General features: G+C 71.6%; 12 protein-coding genes. 7 read left to right on the top strand and 5 right to left on the bottom strand.

Translation table 11 applies throughout. The annotated features are described in order from the left end of the window. Positions 1 to 9 precede the first annotated feature (9 nt). Complete coding sequence (locus AC3EO4_RS16305) at positions 10 to 957, top strand: ferrochelatase (RefSeq protein WP_431896326.1); 948 nt, start codon at positions 10 to 12, stop codon at positions 955 to 957. Between the two features lie 134 nt (positions 958 to 1,091). On the opposite strand, the gene AC3EO4_RS16300 is transcribed toward AC3EO4_RS16305, so the two are convergent. Beyond that, entirely contained in the window at positions 1,092 to 2,231 is a 1,140-nt protein-coding gene (locus tag AC3EO4_RS16300; RefSeq protein WP_379573884.1) for a lytic transglycosylase domain-containing protein, read from the bottom strand. Positions 2,232 to 2,322: 91 nt separating this feature from the next. On the opposite strand from AC3EO4_RS16300, the gene AC3EO4_RS16295 reads away from it, so the two are divergent. The 3 genes from AC3EO4_RS16295 to AC3EO4_RS16285 are packed head-to-tail and all read left to right on the top strand — an operon-like array spanning position 2,323 to position 5,638. Further along, positions 2,323 to 3,525, top strand: coding sequence for an MFS transporter (locus AC3EO4_RS16295; RefSeq protein WP_431896324.1), 1,203 nt, complete (start codon positions 2,323 to 2,325; stop codon positions 3,523 to 3,525). A gap of 55 nt (positions 3,526 to 3,580) precedes the next feature. Further along, the gene (locus AC3EO4_RS16290) at positions 3,581 to 4,300 is read left to right on the top strand and encodes a polysaccharide deacetylase family protein (protein ID WP_379573880.1); all 720 of its coding nucleotides are present in this window, start codon (positions 3,581 to 3,583) and stop codon (positions 4,298 to 4,300) included. Positions 4,301 to 4,345: 45 nt separating this feature from the next. Next, complete coding sequence (locus tag AC3EO4_RS16285) at positions 4,346 to 5,638, top strand: D-arabinono-1,4-lactone oxidase (RefSeq protein ID WP_431896322.1); 1,293 nt, start codon at positions 4,346 to 4,348, stop codon at positions 5,636 to 5,638. 103 nt (positions 5,639 to 5,741) lie between these two features. On the opposite strand, the gene AC3EO4_RS16280 is transcribed toward AC3EO4_RS16285, so the two are convergent. Both AC3EO4_RS16280 and AC3EO4_RS16275 read right to left on the bottom strand, forming a co-directional pair. After that, positions 5,742 to 6,095, bottom strand: coding sequence for a hypothetical protein (locus AC3EO4_RS16280; protein WP_431896320.1), 354 nt, complete (start codon positions 6,093 to 6,095; stop codon positions 5,742 to 5,744). Positions 6,096 to 6,125: 30 nt separating this feature from the next. Then, the gene (locus AC3EO4_RS16275) at positions 6,126 to 6,935 is read right to left on the bottom strand and encodes a hypothetical protein (protein WP_431896319.1); all 810 of its coding nucleotides are present in this window, start codon (positions 6,933 to 6,935) and stop codon (positions 6,126 to 6,128) included. Positions 6,936 to 7,074: 139 nt separating this feature from the next. Here AC3EO4_RS16275 and AC3EO4_RS16270 point away from each other — a divergent pair, with 139 nt between their 5' ends. Both AC3EO4_RS16270 and sepH read left to right on the top strand, forming a co-directional pair. Further along, positions 7,075 to 7,953, top strand: a complete 879-nt coding sequence (locus AC3EO4_RS16270) for a S8 family serine peptidase (RefSeq protein WP_488186343.1) — start codon at positions 7,075 to 7,077, stop codon at positions 7,951 to 7,953. A 165-nt stretch (positions 7,954 to 8,118) separates the two neighbouring features. Next, positions 8,119 to 10,971, top strand: coding sequence for a septation protein SepH (sepH, locus tag AC3EO4_RS16265; protein WP_431896315.1), 2,853 nt, complete (start codon positions 8,119 to 8,121; stop codon positions 10,969 to 10,971). A 152-nt stretch (positions 10,972 to 11,123) separates the two neighbouring features. Here sepH and AC3EO4_RS16260 read toward each other — a convergent pair whose 3' ends face one another. Together AC3EO4_RS16260 and AC3EO4_RS16255 are read right to left on the bottom strand one after the other, a co-directional pair. Then, the gene (locus tag AC3EO4_RS16260) at positions 11,124 to 12,620 is read right to left on the bottom strand and encodes a PH domain-containing protein (protein ID WP_431896313.1); all 1,497 of its coding nucleotides are present in this window, start codon (positions 12,618 to 12,620) and stop codon (positions 11,124 to 11,126) included. Beyond that, on the bottom strand, positions 12,617 to 13,147 hold the full coding sequence (locus tag AC3EO4_RS16255) for a PH domain-containing protein (protein WP_431896311.1): 531 nt from the start codon (positions 13,145 to 13,147) through the stop codon (positions 12,617 to 12,619). Before AC3EO4_RS16255 ends, AC3EO4_RS16260 begins: the two co-directional genes overlap by 4 nt. A 239-nt stretch (positions 13,148 to 13,386) precedes the next feature. On the opposite strand from AC3EO4_RS16255, the gene AC3EO4_RS16250 reads away from it, so the two are divergent. Then, complete coding sequence (locus AC3EO4_RS16250) at positions 13,387 to 13,950, top strand: YbhB/YbcL family Raf kinase inhibitor-like protein (RefSeq protein ID WP_379573872.1); 564 nt, start codon at positions 13,387 to 13,389, stop codon at positions 13,948 to 13,950. Positions 13,951 to 14,021: the final 71 nt, after the last annotated feature.

The raw sequence follows: 14,021 nt of genomic DNA, 5'->3' as shown, positions 1-14,021 counted from the left end.
CTTACCAGCGTGGGGAACTACGACGCTTTGCTGCTGCTGTCCTTCGGCGGTCCCGAGGGACCCGACGACGTGATGCCGTTTCTCGAGAACGTCGTGCGGGGCAGAGGGGTGCCGCGCGAGCGGCTGCTCGAGGTGGCCGAGCACTACCAGTCCTTCGGCGGGGTCAGCCCGATCAACCAGCAGAACCGCGACCTGATCGAGGCGCTGCGGCCGGAGCTGGACGTGCCGATCTACTGGGGCAACCGCAACTGGCGGCCGTTCGGCGAGGACACGGTCCTGCGGATGAAGGCCGACGGCATCACCAAGGCGGCGGTCTTCGCCACCTCGGCGTTCGCCGGCTACTCCAGCTGTCGCCAGTACTACGAGGACATCGCCCGCATCTCCGTCGAGGGCGGCCCCGCGCTGGTCAAGATGCGGCACTTCGGCGAGCACCCCGGCTTCGTCGCGGCGATGGCCGACCACGCCAGGCAGGCGCTCGACCGGCTGGGCCGCGACGACGCCAGGCTGGTGTTCACCGCGCACAGCATCCCCGTCTCGATGGCCCAGACGGCGGGCCCGTCCGGCGGGCTCTACGAGGCGCAGCTTCGCCGGTCGGCGGAGCTGGTCAGCCAGGCGCTCGGCCGTACCGAGCCGTGGGAGCTGGTGTGGCAGTCACGCAGCGGCCCTCCGCAGGTGCCGTGGCTGGAGCCCGACGTGCTCGACCACCTGCGCAAGACAGACGCGCCCGCGGTGGTGCTGGTGCCGATCGGCTTCGTCTCCGACCACATGGAGGTCGTCTTCGACCTCGACGTGGAGGCCAGGCGGCTGGCGGCCGAGCTGGGGCTGCCGCTGGAGCGGGCGGCGACGGCCGGGACGCATCCGCGCTTCGTGCGGATGGTGCGCGAGCTCATGGCCGAGCCCGAGCCGGCGGCGTGCGCTCTGAGCTGCTGCCCCGCTCCCGTCCGCCGGCCCGCGTAGACGCGCTCTTCACGCCTCGCGGCCAGGCAGGGGACGTCGCGGGCGGGCGTCGGCGCACCCGCGGGCCACGTGAACCGGCAGGTCAGGCGGGCGTGGTGGGCGTGGACGCACGCGCGGGCCGCGTAACCTGCAGGTCAGGCGTAGGCGCGCGCGTACGCCTCGGACAGGCCGAGGACCTTGTTCACGTAGTCCCACGAGTGGTTGTAGAACCACACGGCCTTGCGCAACTTCTGCCCGCCCTGGCCCGCGCCGTTGGCGCACAGGTAGTTCGCGGCGCCCGGCACCGCGTCGTAGGGGCTCCAGATGTCCTTGCGGCCGTCGCCGTCGCCGTCCACTCCATAGGCCTTCCAGGTGGCGGGCATGAACTGCATCGGGCCGAGCGCGCCCGCGCTCGAGGGGCCGTTGTTGCGCCCGTGGGAGCTCTCGACCTGGCCGATGGCGGCCAGCACGGTCCATGACAGGCCGGGGCAGCGGGTGGCGGCCGACTTGTAGAGGTCCAGGTAGCTGCCCTGCCGTACGACCTGCTTGTCGGGCTGGGACCGGGGCCGGGCGGGGGGACGGACACGGCCGACGGAGACGACCTGGGCGTGCTCGCCGAGCAGCCTGCGCACGCCGGCCTCGCCGATCTTGCCCGCCTTGCCGTGGAGGAGCACGGCGACGCCCTCCATGAGGCCGAGCCTGCGGCCGACCTCGGTGCTGACGATGCCGTCCACTCCCGGCAGGCCGAGCGTGGCGGAGGCGGCCACGCGCAGCCTGGGGCCGCCGTCGATCTGGTAGGACGCGCCGAGGACGAGGCCGAACCTGCGCGCGGCCGAGGTGTCGGCGACCAGTTCGCCCCTGGCCAGCGCGCTCCACACCTCCGGCTGGTCGGCGACGGCCTGCGGCGTCCATGACCGGTACTCGGAGGGCTCGACGGCCAGCAGGTTGACGCCCGTCCCCGCGACCTTCACCGAGCCCGCGTCCACCACGATCACCTTCTGCACGTGCTTGAGGCCGCCGAGCGCCAGGCGTGTCTGCTTCGGGACCGTGCCGCGGGCGATGGCCAGCATCCGCGGCGGCGTGACCGTGATCCCAGGGCCGCCCTGGCCGAACTCCTTCACGGGGACCAGCGTGTCGAGGTGTTGCGTCTCGTTCTTGCGGACGGCGGAGGGCGCCGGATCCTTCTCCTTCTCCTGGTCCTCGCTCAGCGTGAACGCGAAGGCGCCGGCGGCGCCCACGGAGACCACGACGGCGAGAACGACCATGAGTCCCCGGACGGAGGGAAGAGCAGACACCCAGGCCACGTTAGACGATCAGGCGAAAAATCACTTGCTGTCCTGATAGACGGTGCGCAAAGGTTGGGCGCTTGGAGAGTAGGGGGACGTAGTGGTCGGGCCGTACCGGGGGCTTTTCAACACGCCCGGAGTCAAGGGTTTCGTTTTCGCCGGATTCATCGGCAGGATGCCGATGTCGATGCTGGGCATCGGGATCGTCCGGCTGATCTCCTTGATCACCGGTTCGTACGCCACGGCGGGAGCCGTCGCCGCCGTCACGAACATCTCCTTCGCCATCGCCGCCCCGCTGTCGGGCCGCCTGGTCGACAGGTTCGGCCAGGGCCGGGTCATCACACCGCTCGCCCTGGTCAACGGCGCGTCCATGGCGGCGCTCATGCTGTGCGCCGGATTCCGCCTGCCCGACTGGACGCTCTACGTCTCCGGATTCGTCGTCGGCGCCACCTCGGTGTCCCTCGGCTCGATGGTCCGCGCCCGCTGGTCGCACCAGCTCGGCGGCTCGGCGAAGCTGCACACCGCCTTCGCGTTCGAGTCCGTGGCCGACGAGGTGATCTTCGTTACCGGGCCGGCGATGGTGACGGTCCTGGCCACCATGGTCAACCCGTTCGCCGGGCTGATCGTGGCGCTGGTGCTCATGTTGATCGGCACGCTCGCCTTCGCGATGCAGCGCGGCACCGAACCCCCGGTCTCCCCCGTACGGCACGTCGGCGGCAGCCCGATCACCATTCCCGGCATCGCCCTGCTGTCGTGCGTCTACCTCGCGCTCGGCGCGGTCTTCGGCTCGGTCGACCTGATCACCGTGGCCTTCGCCGAGGAGCACGGCGTCAAGGGCGCCGCCGGGTTCCTGCTGGCGGCCTTCGCGGGCGGTTCGATGGTGTCGGGTCTGTGGTTCGGCTCGCGGGCATGGAAGGTCTCGCTGCGGGCCAGGTTCGTCAGGGCCATCGCGATCTTCGCCGTCGGCCTGCTGCCGATCGCCTTCATCGGCAGCGCGCCCTTCATGGCGGGGGCGCTGTTCATCGCGGGACTGGCGATCTCTCCGACGCTCATCACGGGCTTCTCGCTCACCGAGCGGCTGGTGCCGCCGTCCCTGCTCACCGAGGGCATGGCGTGGATCTCCACCTCGATCGGGTTCGGCGTGGCGATCGGCGCGTGGGCGGGCGGGCGGCTCACCGAGGCGTTCGGCGCGTCCAACGCCTACGGCTTCTCGCTGGCGTGCGCGCTGCTCGCGGCCCTCGTGGGCATCGGAGGTTCGGGTTTGCTGAGACTTCCCGAGGCTCCTTCACCGGCCAAAGGTTGATCCGCTACGGTCGGGAGATCCCTCAGACAACACCCTCAACACTGGAAAGTCTGTTATGTCCCGACATTTTGTTTCACTTCTTGCCATCGCGGCTGTTGCGGTCACCCTGACCCCATCAGCCGCGAACGCCGCTCCCGCTCGCAAGGAGGTCGACTGCACGCAGGTCAAGTGCCTCGCGCTGACCTTCGACGACGGCCCCGGCCAGTACGCGGGCAAGCTGCTCGACACGCTGAAGAAGTACGACGCCAAGGCGACGTTCTTCCTCGAGGGCCAGTACGTGAAGAGCCGCCCCGCCTTCGCCAAGCGCATGGCGGCCGAGGGGCACGAGCTCGGCAACCACAGCTACAAGCACCCCAACTTCACGCAGCTCGAGCCGGGGGCCATCCGGAACGAGATCAAGAAGACGCAGGACATCATCAAGCAGACGGCGGGCGTGGAGCCCAAGCTGCTGCGCCCGCCGTACGGCATGGCGGACCTGCAGGTCTCCGACATCGCGGCCGAGTTCGGGATGCCGATGATCCTGTGGACCGGCGGGTCCCGCGACTGGGAGTCCAGGAACGAGACGTCCATCAAGAAGCAGACGCTCGCGGTCGCCAAGCAGGACGGCATCATCCTGATGCACGACTGGGTGAAGCAGACGGTCGACTCGATGCCCGCGCTCATCAAGACGCTGCAGGGCAAGGGCTACCATCTCGTGACCGTCTCCGAGGTGATCAAGAGCCAGAACCTGCAGCCAGGCGACATCTTCCCCGTTCCCGAAGGCTGGGAAAAGTGAGTATCGTTCGCGTTTAAAACCGAATGTTGCTCCGGAGGGGTGCGCATGGTCTTCACGAACTGGGCCGGAAACCAGACAGGCACTCCCGCCGAGGTGCGCACCCCTTCGTCCGTGCAGGACGTGGCGCGGGCCGTGAAGGACGCCGCCGCGAGCGGCCGCCGCGTCCGCATGGTCGGCACCGGCCACTCCTTCACCGGCGTGGCCGTCACCGACGGCATCATGCTCAGGCCCCAGGGGCTGACCGGCATCCGCTCGGTCACCAAGGACAACGGCGCCACCTGGGTGAACGTGCTCGCAGGCACGCCGCTCAGCGTGCTGAACGAGGAACTCGGCAAGCGCGGCCTCGCCCTGGCCAACATGGGCGACATCACGGCGCAGACGGTCGCCGGCGCCATCCAGACCGGCACCCACGGCACGGGACGCGACACAGGCGGCCTGGCCGACCAGGTGGTCAAGCTGGAGATGGTGCTCGCCGACGGCTCCGTCGCGACCGCCTCCCCCGGTGACGACCTGTTCGACGCGGCCAGGGTCGGCCTCGGCGCGCTCGGCGTGCTGACGGCGGTCACCTTCCGCGTCGACCCCTCCTTCCTGCTGCACAACAGCCGCAGGGCGATGCCGCTGAGCGGCATCCTGGACGAGCTCGACTCGATGACCTCGGCCAACGAGCATCTCGACTTCTTCTGGCTGCCGCACACCGACGCCTGCCTGGTGAAGACCAACAACCGGCATCCGGGCCCGGCCCGGCCGCCGAGCGCCATCAAGCACTGGATGGACAACGTGTTCCTGGAGAACACACTCTTCGGCGCGCTGTGCGGGATCGGCGGGCGCTTCCCCTCCGCGATCCCCAGACTCAACGCGCTCTCGGCCGCCTTCCTCGGCGACTCCGAGTCGGTGGACACCAGTTACAAGATCTTCACTTCCGTCCGCGACGTGCGCTTCCTGGAGATGGAGTACGCCGTCCCCCGGGAACGGCTCGGGCAGGCGCTGCGCGAGACCAGGGACCTGATCGAGCGGAACGACTGGAAGATCACCTTCCCGATCGAGGTGCGGGTCACGCCACCCAGCGACGCCTGGCTGTCCACCGCGTACGGCAGGCCGTCGGCCTATCTGGCCTGCCACATCTACCGGCCGACCCCCAACCCCGCCTACTTCGAGGGGGTCGAGGAGATCATGACGCGCCTCGAAGGGCGCCCGCACTGGGGCAAGCTCCACACCCGCGACGCCGCCTACCTGGCCGGGGTCTATCCGCGCTTCTCCGACTTCCTCGCGCTGCGCGACCGGCTCGACCCCGGCCGGGTGTTCGCCAACGCCTACCTGGACACCGTGCTGGGCCCATGACCGGTCTCACGCCATGCTGAGCCGGCTCGCCATGTAGCCGAGTTTGTCGGGATTGACCACCCCCGCACCGTGACGACCAGGCCGTTGGTGATCTCCAAAACCATCACGCCGAGCAGGCGGCCGCCTGCCGTACCCCAGAGGGCGGGCCCGGCCGTTGACCTCGCCGATCGTGACGGCCGCCTCGACCACGCCCCTGCCTATCCACGAGCCGAGGTAGCGGGCGACCCTGGCAGGCCCGCGACGACACTGCGGGCCGCGGTGGCCTTGCCCTCGGCGCGGCCGGTGGAGAAGCGCGGCCGGCGGAGAAGCGCGGCCGCCCCTCGGCGACGCGCAGGCGGGCCCGCTGGTAGAGCTCCCGCTGCTCGGCGCTGTCCAGCGGGCCGAGCCGGGCGCCGCCGGTGAGAACGGGCAGCCGCGGCCTGTGCGCCTCGAACTCCTCGACCGCGTGGGACGTCACGACCGGCATCCTACGAGCGCCGGCACGCCGCTAGGGCTGCTCGGGCGCCTGCTCTGGCGCCTGCTCGAGCCGGTCTTCGGCGGGCGGGCCCTGGTCGGGGTCGGTGCCCCTGTCGCTCTGCGTCTCCGTGGGCGTGGGATCAGGGGAGGCGGCGTCGGTAGGCGTCGGCGTGGCCGCCGTGGGGGTGGGGGTGGGGGTCGGCGTCTCGCTGGGCGTGGGCGTGGGGGTGGGGGTCGGGGTGGGCGTCGGCGCGTCGGCCGATTCAGGAGAGCCGGGCCGGTCCGAGACCGGCGGGGCGACCGGAGCGCTCTCCTCCTGCTTGCGCTGCGGCTCTCTCTTCTCCCGCTCGACCGCGCCGGTCTTGCCGGTGACCGTCTCGTGCACGGTCTCGTGGGCGAAGGCCTGGTAGGTGAGGATGACGCCGGTGCTGATCGCGAACACCAGCGCGGCGGCCGCCAGCAGCGTCGGCCACGGCATCCGCCACCTCGGCGCCGCCTGCGCCACCGGCGCCATCACCAGCGTGGGCGAGGAGTCGCCCTCCTCCCTGACGGTGGCGTGGACGGCCGTCGCCAGCTCGCCCTCCCCCTCGACGCGGACGGGCGGCTCGGATCTGTCGCGCCACGCGACGACGGTGTGCTGCTTGATCTGGTCGTTGGCGCGCTTCAGGTAGTGCGTGTAGACGGCGCCGCCGACGGTGCTGGCGATGCTCGCCACCGCCGCTCCCACAAAGGTCCCCGCCACTCCGAGGTACGACGCCGCCACGGCCGCCGTCACCGCGGCCAGTGCCCCTCCTGCGATCTGCGGCACGCTCAGCTCGAACTTCCGCTGCTCGCCGCTCATCCCCCGGATCAGTCCCCTCTTGTCACTCGTTCGGTAAAGAGCTTCTTCGTAACTAGACGCGGTCGCGTGTCCTGTTGTTCCTGTGACCTGCGTGACAGCAGATTGGACACTCGTGCCCCGCCGATTCGGACTACCCTCCGTGTACGCCGCCGCGGCCCTGGCGACGGCCGTCACCACAGCGGCTCCCGTGGTCGCCTCTGTCGTGGCCCCCGCCGACGCCCCCGCGCCCGCCTCCGCCGAGCCGCCCCACCCCTACATCGTCACCGCCACCGGCAGGGCCGAGGCCCGCGCACTGGTCGGCGACGCGCGATGGCGGGTGCGCCGCTACTACACCGCCGCGCTTCCCGGCTTCGCGACGCTGCTCACCTCCACGGAGGCCGCCGAGCTGCGCGCCGACCCGAGGGTACGTGCGCTGGAGCCCGACGGCAGGGTTCGCGGTCTCGACCTCTCCGGCGGTGCCGCACCGTCCCGCTCCTCCGCCACCGGCGAGGGGGTCACCGTCTACGTGCTCGGCACCGGCGTCGACGTGGCCCGCGACGAGTTCGGCGACAGGGCGTGGCACGCCTTCGACGCCACGGGAGTCCGCGGGCGCTTCTGCGGCGACCACGGCACCCGCGCCGCCTCTCTCGCGGCGGGCGGGAAGGACGGCGTGGCGCCGGGCGCCCGCGTCGGCTCGGTCAAGGTGCTCCGCTGCGACGGCTCGGGCGACCTGTCCGACGTGCTCGCCGGGCTCGACTGGGTGCACAGGCACGCGCGCCGCCCCGCCGTGGCGAACCTGCCCGTCGCCGCGGGCGACTCCCCCGCCCTGACGACCGCCGTGCGCAGGCTCGGGAAGTCGGACGTGGCCGTCACGACCTCTCCGCGTACGGCGGGCACGATGGCAGGCCACCTGGAGTCCCACCCGCCCGCCGGCCCATCGGATGAGGCCACTTGGCCGAAGTCCACGGCGGCGCGTGACGTGATTCGCCAGAATCCGTCGAGGACGCTTAGCCTCCTGCTGCACGGTGACGAGCTGTAATTTCGAATGAAATCGTCAAATGTGACCGGCGTCACATCGGCCAGGCCCCTTCCCATGAAGGCGATGTTCGGACATGCCGGGTACGGTGCTGGCAGGCAACCGGCACACGCGAGAGACTCAAGGGTCCGGGGGAAGATTGAGCACGACGCTGACGAAGGGACTCGCATGCAGGAGCTCCGACTCGTCGCGGTAAGCGAGGACGGCACCTATCTCGTGCTGGCTACGGCCGGGAGAGGGACCCGTTTCACGCTTCCCGTGGACGACCGGCTCCGTGCTGCCGTCCGCGGAAACTTCTCCCGTCTCGGCCAGTACGAGATCGAAGTGGAGAGTCCGTTGCGCCCCAAGGAGATCCAGGCCCGCATACGCGCCGGGGAGACCGCGGAGGAGATCGCCGCGACCGCGGGAATCCCCGTCGAGCGGGTCCGCTGGTTCGAGGGCCCCGTGCTCCAGGAAAGGGAGTACGTCGCCCAGCAGGCGCAGCGCGTGTCCGTGCGCATGCCTGGAGAGTCGGCCCCAGGCCCCACGCTCGGCGACCTGGTCGCCGAGCGGCTCACCAGGCGCGGCGTGCCGTCCGATGAGATCGACTGGGACTCCGCCAAGCGCGACGACGGGCTGTGGCGGGTCAAGCTCGGCTACGTGTGGAACGGTCACACGCGCCACGCCGAGTGGCTGTTCGATCCGCGCCGCCGCCACGTGACCCCGCACGACGAGGAGTCGATGCGGCTGTCCTCGGCCGACTTCGACCCGAACCCGCCGGTCGAGGACACCACCGTCACGCCGTTCACGCCGCGGGTGGCCAAGCTGCAGCCGGTGCCGCCGCTGGCCGCCGAGCCGCTGATGCAGCCGCCCGTGCCGTTCCCTTCGGTGTCCCGCCAGGATCCGGCGCCCTACACCCAGCCGTCCGCGCGTCCCGCCGTCCCCGAGCCGCCCGCCGCGTGGGCGCCGAATCTTCCGCGGACGGCGGAGCCTCCGGCGCGGGCCACGCGCGAGCCGGAGTCGATCTACGCTCCTGCGGTCCGCGAACCAGAGCAGCCGGCGGAGCGTCCCGCGGCGCCGGAGCGCCAGGCGTTCAACCACGCGCCCACGACCGCGGGACCCACGACGTTCGACCACGCGCCCGCGGCCGAGCGACCCGGTACCGAGCGACCCGGTACCGAGCGACCTGGTATCGAGCGACCCGGCGCCGAGTGGCCGACGGCCGACGAGCAGGTGCCCGCGCCTGTCGCGCCGCGGCTGCCCGAGCCGCACGCGGAGCCTGTCGCGCCGCGCTTCCCCGCGCCGCCGCCCGCGGCCAGGGACGCCGAGCCGGTGGTGGCCCACGAGCCCGCGGCACCGGCGGCCTTCACGCCGCCCGCCGTACCTCAACCCGCCGCACCTCAACCCGCCGCTCCTGCGGCGACCGCGCCTCCGTCGGCCGCCTCTCCATCCGTCGCCTCTCCACCCGCCGCCGGATCTGCCGTCACCGGATCTGGCGACGCTGGATCTGGCGACGCTGGATCTGCCGGCACCGGGCCTGCCGTCGTCGAGCCTGCCGTTGCGGCACCCGCTGACGCCGTCACGCCCGTCGAGACGTCGACGGCCCCCGGCAGGGTCGAGGAGCCGGTGCAGCCCGCCCAGGCCTCGGTCCTCGTGGAGAAGCCCGCTCCCCTCGAAGCGACCGATCCTGCCGAAGCGGCAGCTGCTGCCCGGCCGACGGCTCATGCCGACGCGACCGCTCCTGCCGAAGCGACTTCTTCCGCCACCGCCGGCACTCCTGTCGGCACTCCTGTCGAAGCCGCCAAGGTGAGCGCGTCGCCGGAGGCCGCCGGGGACTCCGCTCCGACCTTGGCCTCCTCCGCGGAACCCACGGTGGTCGCGCCCGGAACGCCCTCAGCAGCCGAACAAGCCGCCAAGGAGTCCGCCGAGGAGTCGGCCAAGGTCTCCGCGCCGGTCGGCGGGTCCGAGGTGGCCGGGGCAGCAGTCGCCGCCGCGCCGGAGACGGCGGAAGCGGCCGCCTCCACCACGCCCGCGAGCGAGCCGCAGGCCACAGCTCCCGCAGGGGTGACAGCCGACGCCGAGAAGGTCGCCACGGCCCTCCCGACGCCGTCCGCGGGGTCCGCGGAGCCGGTCAAGACGCCGGGCACCGTCGCCGGACCCGGTCAGGAGCCGAAGGCCGTCGCAGTCCCGCGGGCCGAGGAGCAGAAGACCACCGGAACCCCGCAGACCGGGGAGCCACAGGCCATCGCCACCCCGCAGGTCGCGGAGCCCCAGGTCACCGGAGCCCCGCAGGCCGAAGAGCCGAAGACCTCCGACAGCCCGCAGATCCGTGACTCGCAGGTCGGCGCCTCCCCGCAGGCCGGGGAGCCGAAGACCTCCGATACGGCGCAGGCCCAGGACTCGCAGAGCCCGCAGGCCTCCTCGACCGCGCAGGCCGGGGAGCCGAAGGCCTCCGACACGGCGCAGGCCCAGGAGCCGCAGCGTCCGCAGGTCGCCGCCACCCCGCAGGGTGAGGAGGCCAAGGTCGCCGTGACGCCGCACGCCGGAGGGCCGCAGGCCGCGGATGTCGCCGAGCCGAAGGCCGAGGAGGCCGCCCGGGCGGACCAGGCGGATCAGGCGGACCAGGCCGGCGGGACTCCGAAGGCCGCGGGGCCCACGCAGACCGTGGAGCCTCCGAAGGCCGCCCAGCCAGAGCGCCCCGCCCAGCCTGAGCGGGTCGCCGAGCCTGAGCGGGTCGCCGAGGCCGTTCGGGAGGCGAAGGGAACCGGGCAGGCCGTACCCGAGGAGCGCGAGGAGAAGGCCGCAGTGCCGGCCGCGCGTCCGAGCGCCGACGCGGAGTCCAAGGAGGCCAAGCCCGCGCAGGAGAAGGCGCCGGTGCCCAAGCCGCCCGTACCCAAGAAGCCGGGGGACGCGGCGCCGGGTCCCGTGCCGTCGCCGCCGCCCGCGCCCGCCGCGCGTCAGCCGAAGAAGGGTGCCAGGGGTCGCAGGGCCTCGGTGCCGACCTGGGACGAGATCATGTTCGGCGCCCGCCGCCAGGACTGACGCGAACCGACATCACGAGGGGCGGTCTCACGGGACCGCCCCTCGTTCGCGCTTCCGGAGGACCTGTCCGCTCGCGGTTCGCGCAGGCCTCGGCCCGTCGTGATGCGGGGCCCGGCCTCGCCTTCCGCGGACGTCCGGGGCGCCCCAGACGGTCAGCCGGAGGTGCGGAGGAACGGGGCCATCCACTCGGGGGTGACCTCGGCGGGCAGGCCGACCGCCTGCTCGGGAGAGACGTCGACCGCCTCGTAACCGCCCTTGCCCGCACCCACCCCCGCAATGAGCGTCAGCACGCCCGCGCGCCGCTGGAACCAGGTCTGCCGCAACCGCCACCCGACGACGGCCCTCCGCTCGAAGACCGCCTGGGCGCGCCGTAGCGAGCCCGACCGCACCGACAGCAGGGCGCCGTCGTAGCCGTGCCCGAGCGAGCGGTAGCGGTCGTTGCCGAGGGGGACACCGAGCCCGGCGAGGACCAGCGCCACGACGACCACCGTCCACCACAGCCCCATGGACGTGACGAAGGCGAGGACGGCCGCGACGACCGCCACGGCGACCCATGGAGCGATCGCCCTGAACAGCCTGCGTTCGCGGGCGACGGGCGGGTGGGGGCGCAACGGCGCGGTGAACGCGCCCACGGCCTGCGCGGCGACGTCCAGCGCCACGGGACGGGGAACGTCGGGGAGCAGCTGCCCCCTGGTCTCGGAGTCGCCGAGGCCGGTGACGATGGCCCACATCCTGACGATGCCGGCCTTCCGCTCGGCGATGGCGTCGACGATCTCGTAGCCCCTGACGCGGCGTGCCTCGAGGGAGACGCTGCGCCTGGTGATCAGGCCGCGCTCAGCCACCAGGTAGCCCTCGCGCTCCTTGAGCGTGAAGTCCCAGTTGAAGACGGCGTACATGACCGCGGCGACGAACGGCATGGCCAGGACCAGGAGCAGGATCGCGCCCACGATGAGCAGGGGATGCTGCCACAGCCACTGGCCCGCGTCCCATGCCAGATCACGGAAGCCCAGGTCATCGCCCCACTGGAAGGCCAAGCCGATGGCACCGCCCGCGAGGGCGAAGGGCGTCAGCAGGTAGGAGCCGGACAGCGGGCCGTACAGGAGCCACGCGCGCGGCACCTTGACGATCACCCGTTCCTCGGGCGGGGCGGGAGGAGCGGTCGGCGGCGCGTCAGGGGCGCCCTCGGCGGCCTCCGCCCTGGCGGCCCTGGCTCTGCGCAGCAGGACGCCCTTGAGCCTCTCGGCCTCCTGCACGGTCACCCCGTCGAGCTCGCCCTCCTGCTCCCCTCCTCCGCTCGCACCCGTGTCGATCTTGAGTACGGCGAGCCCGAGCAGCCGGTGCATGGGCGGCGTGCTGATGTCGACGCCTCTGATGCGCTCCAGCGGGATGGTCCGCACCGACCTGCTGACGAGCGACCGCCTGATCTCCAGCCGGTCGTAGGCGACGCAGTAGCTGAACGTCGCCCAGCGCACGACGGCGAAGACGACGGCGCCGACCACGCCCACGGCCGCCCAGCCGAACGAGCGCGCGGAGAAGCCGCCCACGAACAGCACGCCCGCCAGCGGCACCAGCAGCGAGGGCAGCATGCGCACGGGGTCGATGAGCAGGACCTTGGGACTGAGCTTCAGTCCTGGCGGCTCCTCGCTCATGTGGCGTCGTCCCTGAGTTCCTCGGCCCTGTGCGCCAGCCGTTCGGCGAGCCCCGCGGCGATCACGAGGTCGAGCCCCTTGATGGTGGACGACCCCGCGTGCGAGGCGGTGCGGATCTCCAGCGTGGCCAGTCCGAGCATCCGCTCGAACCACCCTTGGGCCTTGTCGACGGTCTGGATGCGGCTGACGGGCACGAACACCCACTCCCGCGTCAGGAAGCCCGACCTGGCGTAGACGACGTCTCCTGAAAGCTCCCAGCGGTGTACGGCATAGCGCACGAAGGGCTCGAGAAGCAGCAGCGGCGTGCCGGGCACGAGCACCACCACGGGCACCAGCCACGAGTTGCCCGACAGCCACGCGGGCAGCCACGACCAGCTCGGGATCCACGCGGCGAGTCCCAGCGAGCCGCCCGTGAAGATCACCAAGGCGGACAGCGCCTCGAGCAGCCACAGGCGTACCGCCTTGGGCGAGACGCGATGCTCTGGATCGCGCAGGGGACCCGCAGCGGGGTCGGGCGGCTCACTCACACTGCCCAGCTTAGAAGGGAGCGCCGGATTTCCCGCCTTCTGCGCCGTACCGATTGATCAGATCGTCCGGGAGGGACGGAGTGGCCGGTCATGGCGGCGCGGAAAGGATGCCGACGGTCACAGCTGTGTCCAAGGTCACCCTTCGATGCCCTGATTTTACGGATTTCAACGGCTTTCCTCTCGACCGAACCTCCCGAACCGGTCGGCGCACCACCGACAGGCGCGTAGCATCTTCCGGCATGGGGCAGCCGAACACGTACACGCGCGTGGGGCGCGCCACCGTCATCGGGATGGTGGCCGCGCTGACGCTCGGCGTGTCCGGCTGCGGCATCCTGAACGGCCCCGCCAGGGAGATCAGGGAGATCAACGTCAGCAGCTCGAGGCTGCGCGACAACACTCCCCTGCCGTCGGAATATTCCTGTCACGGCACCAAGAAGAGCCCGCCGCTGCGCTGGTCGAGCGACGTGCTCTCGCGTGCCAAGTCGATCGCGGTCGTGGTCGACGACACCGGCTCCGCGAACCCGGCCGTGCACTGGGTGGTCTACAACATCGACCCGCGCACGACCGAACTCGGCGAGGACGCCTCGTCCGACCCGCCGAAGGAGGCCGGCCAGGCGGCGGTGACCAGCACGAAGGTCGGCTACGAGCCGCCCTGCGAGAAGACCGGAAGCTATCGGTTCAGCGTCTACGCGTTGAGCGGGCGGCTTGAGGACACGAGGAGCGCCTCCCTCCCCGACATCCTGAAGATGATCGCCGACCAGACCATCGCGCGTGGACGCCTGACGGCGGTGCACATCGAGTGATGGTCCAAACGCTGCGGGTAGTAATGGTTACCGATTCTTCACTTTGGGTGTGACAACGCTCATAGTGGTCC

This window comes from Nonomuraea sp. bgisy101, assembly GCF_057708945.1.
The sequence above is the reverse complement of the archived record's forward strand: the minus strand, read 5'-3'. Positions and strand labels throughout refer to the sequence as shown.

Bases quoted from the DNA above. Each gene is read 5' to 3' on its own strand.
- AC3EO4_RS16260 (WP_431896313.1), bottom strand. From the start codon at position 12,620: ATGAGCGAGGAGCCGCCAGGACTGAAGCTCAGTCCCAAGGTCCTGCTC.
- sepH (WP_431896315.1), top strand. From the start codon at position 8,119: ATGCAGGAGCTCCGACTCGTCGCGGTAAGCGAGGACGGCACCTATCTC.
- AC3EO4_RS16250 (WP_379573872.1), top strand. From the start codon at position 13,387: ATGGGGCAGCCGAACACGTACACGCGCGTGGGGCGCGCCACCGTCATC.
- AC3EO4_RS16285 (WP_431896322.1), top strand. From the start codon at position 4,346: ATGGTCTTCACGAACTGGGCCGGAAACCAGACAGGCACTCCCGCCGAG.
- AC3EO4_RS16290 (WP_379573880.1), top strand. From the start codon at position 3,581: ATGTCCCGACATTTTGTTTCACTTCTTGCCATCGCGGCTGTTGCGGTC.
- AC3EO4_RS16275 (WP_431896319.1), bottom strand. From the start codon at position 6,935: ATGAGCGGCGAGCAGCGGAAGTTCGAGCTGAGCGTGCCGCAGATCGCA.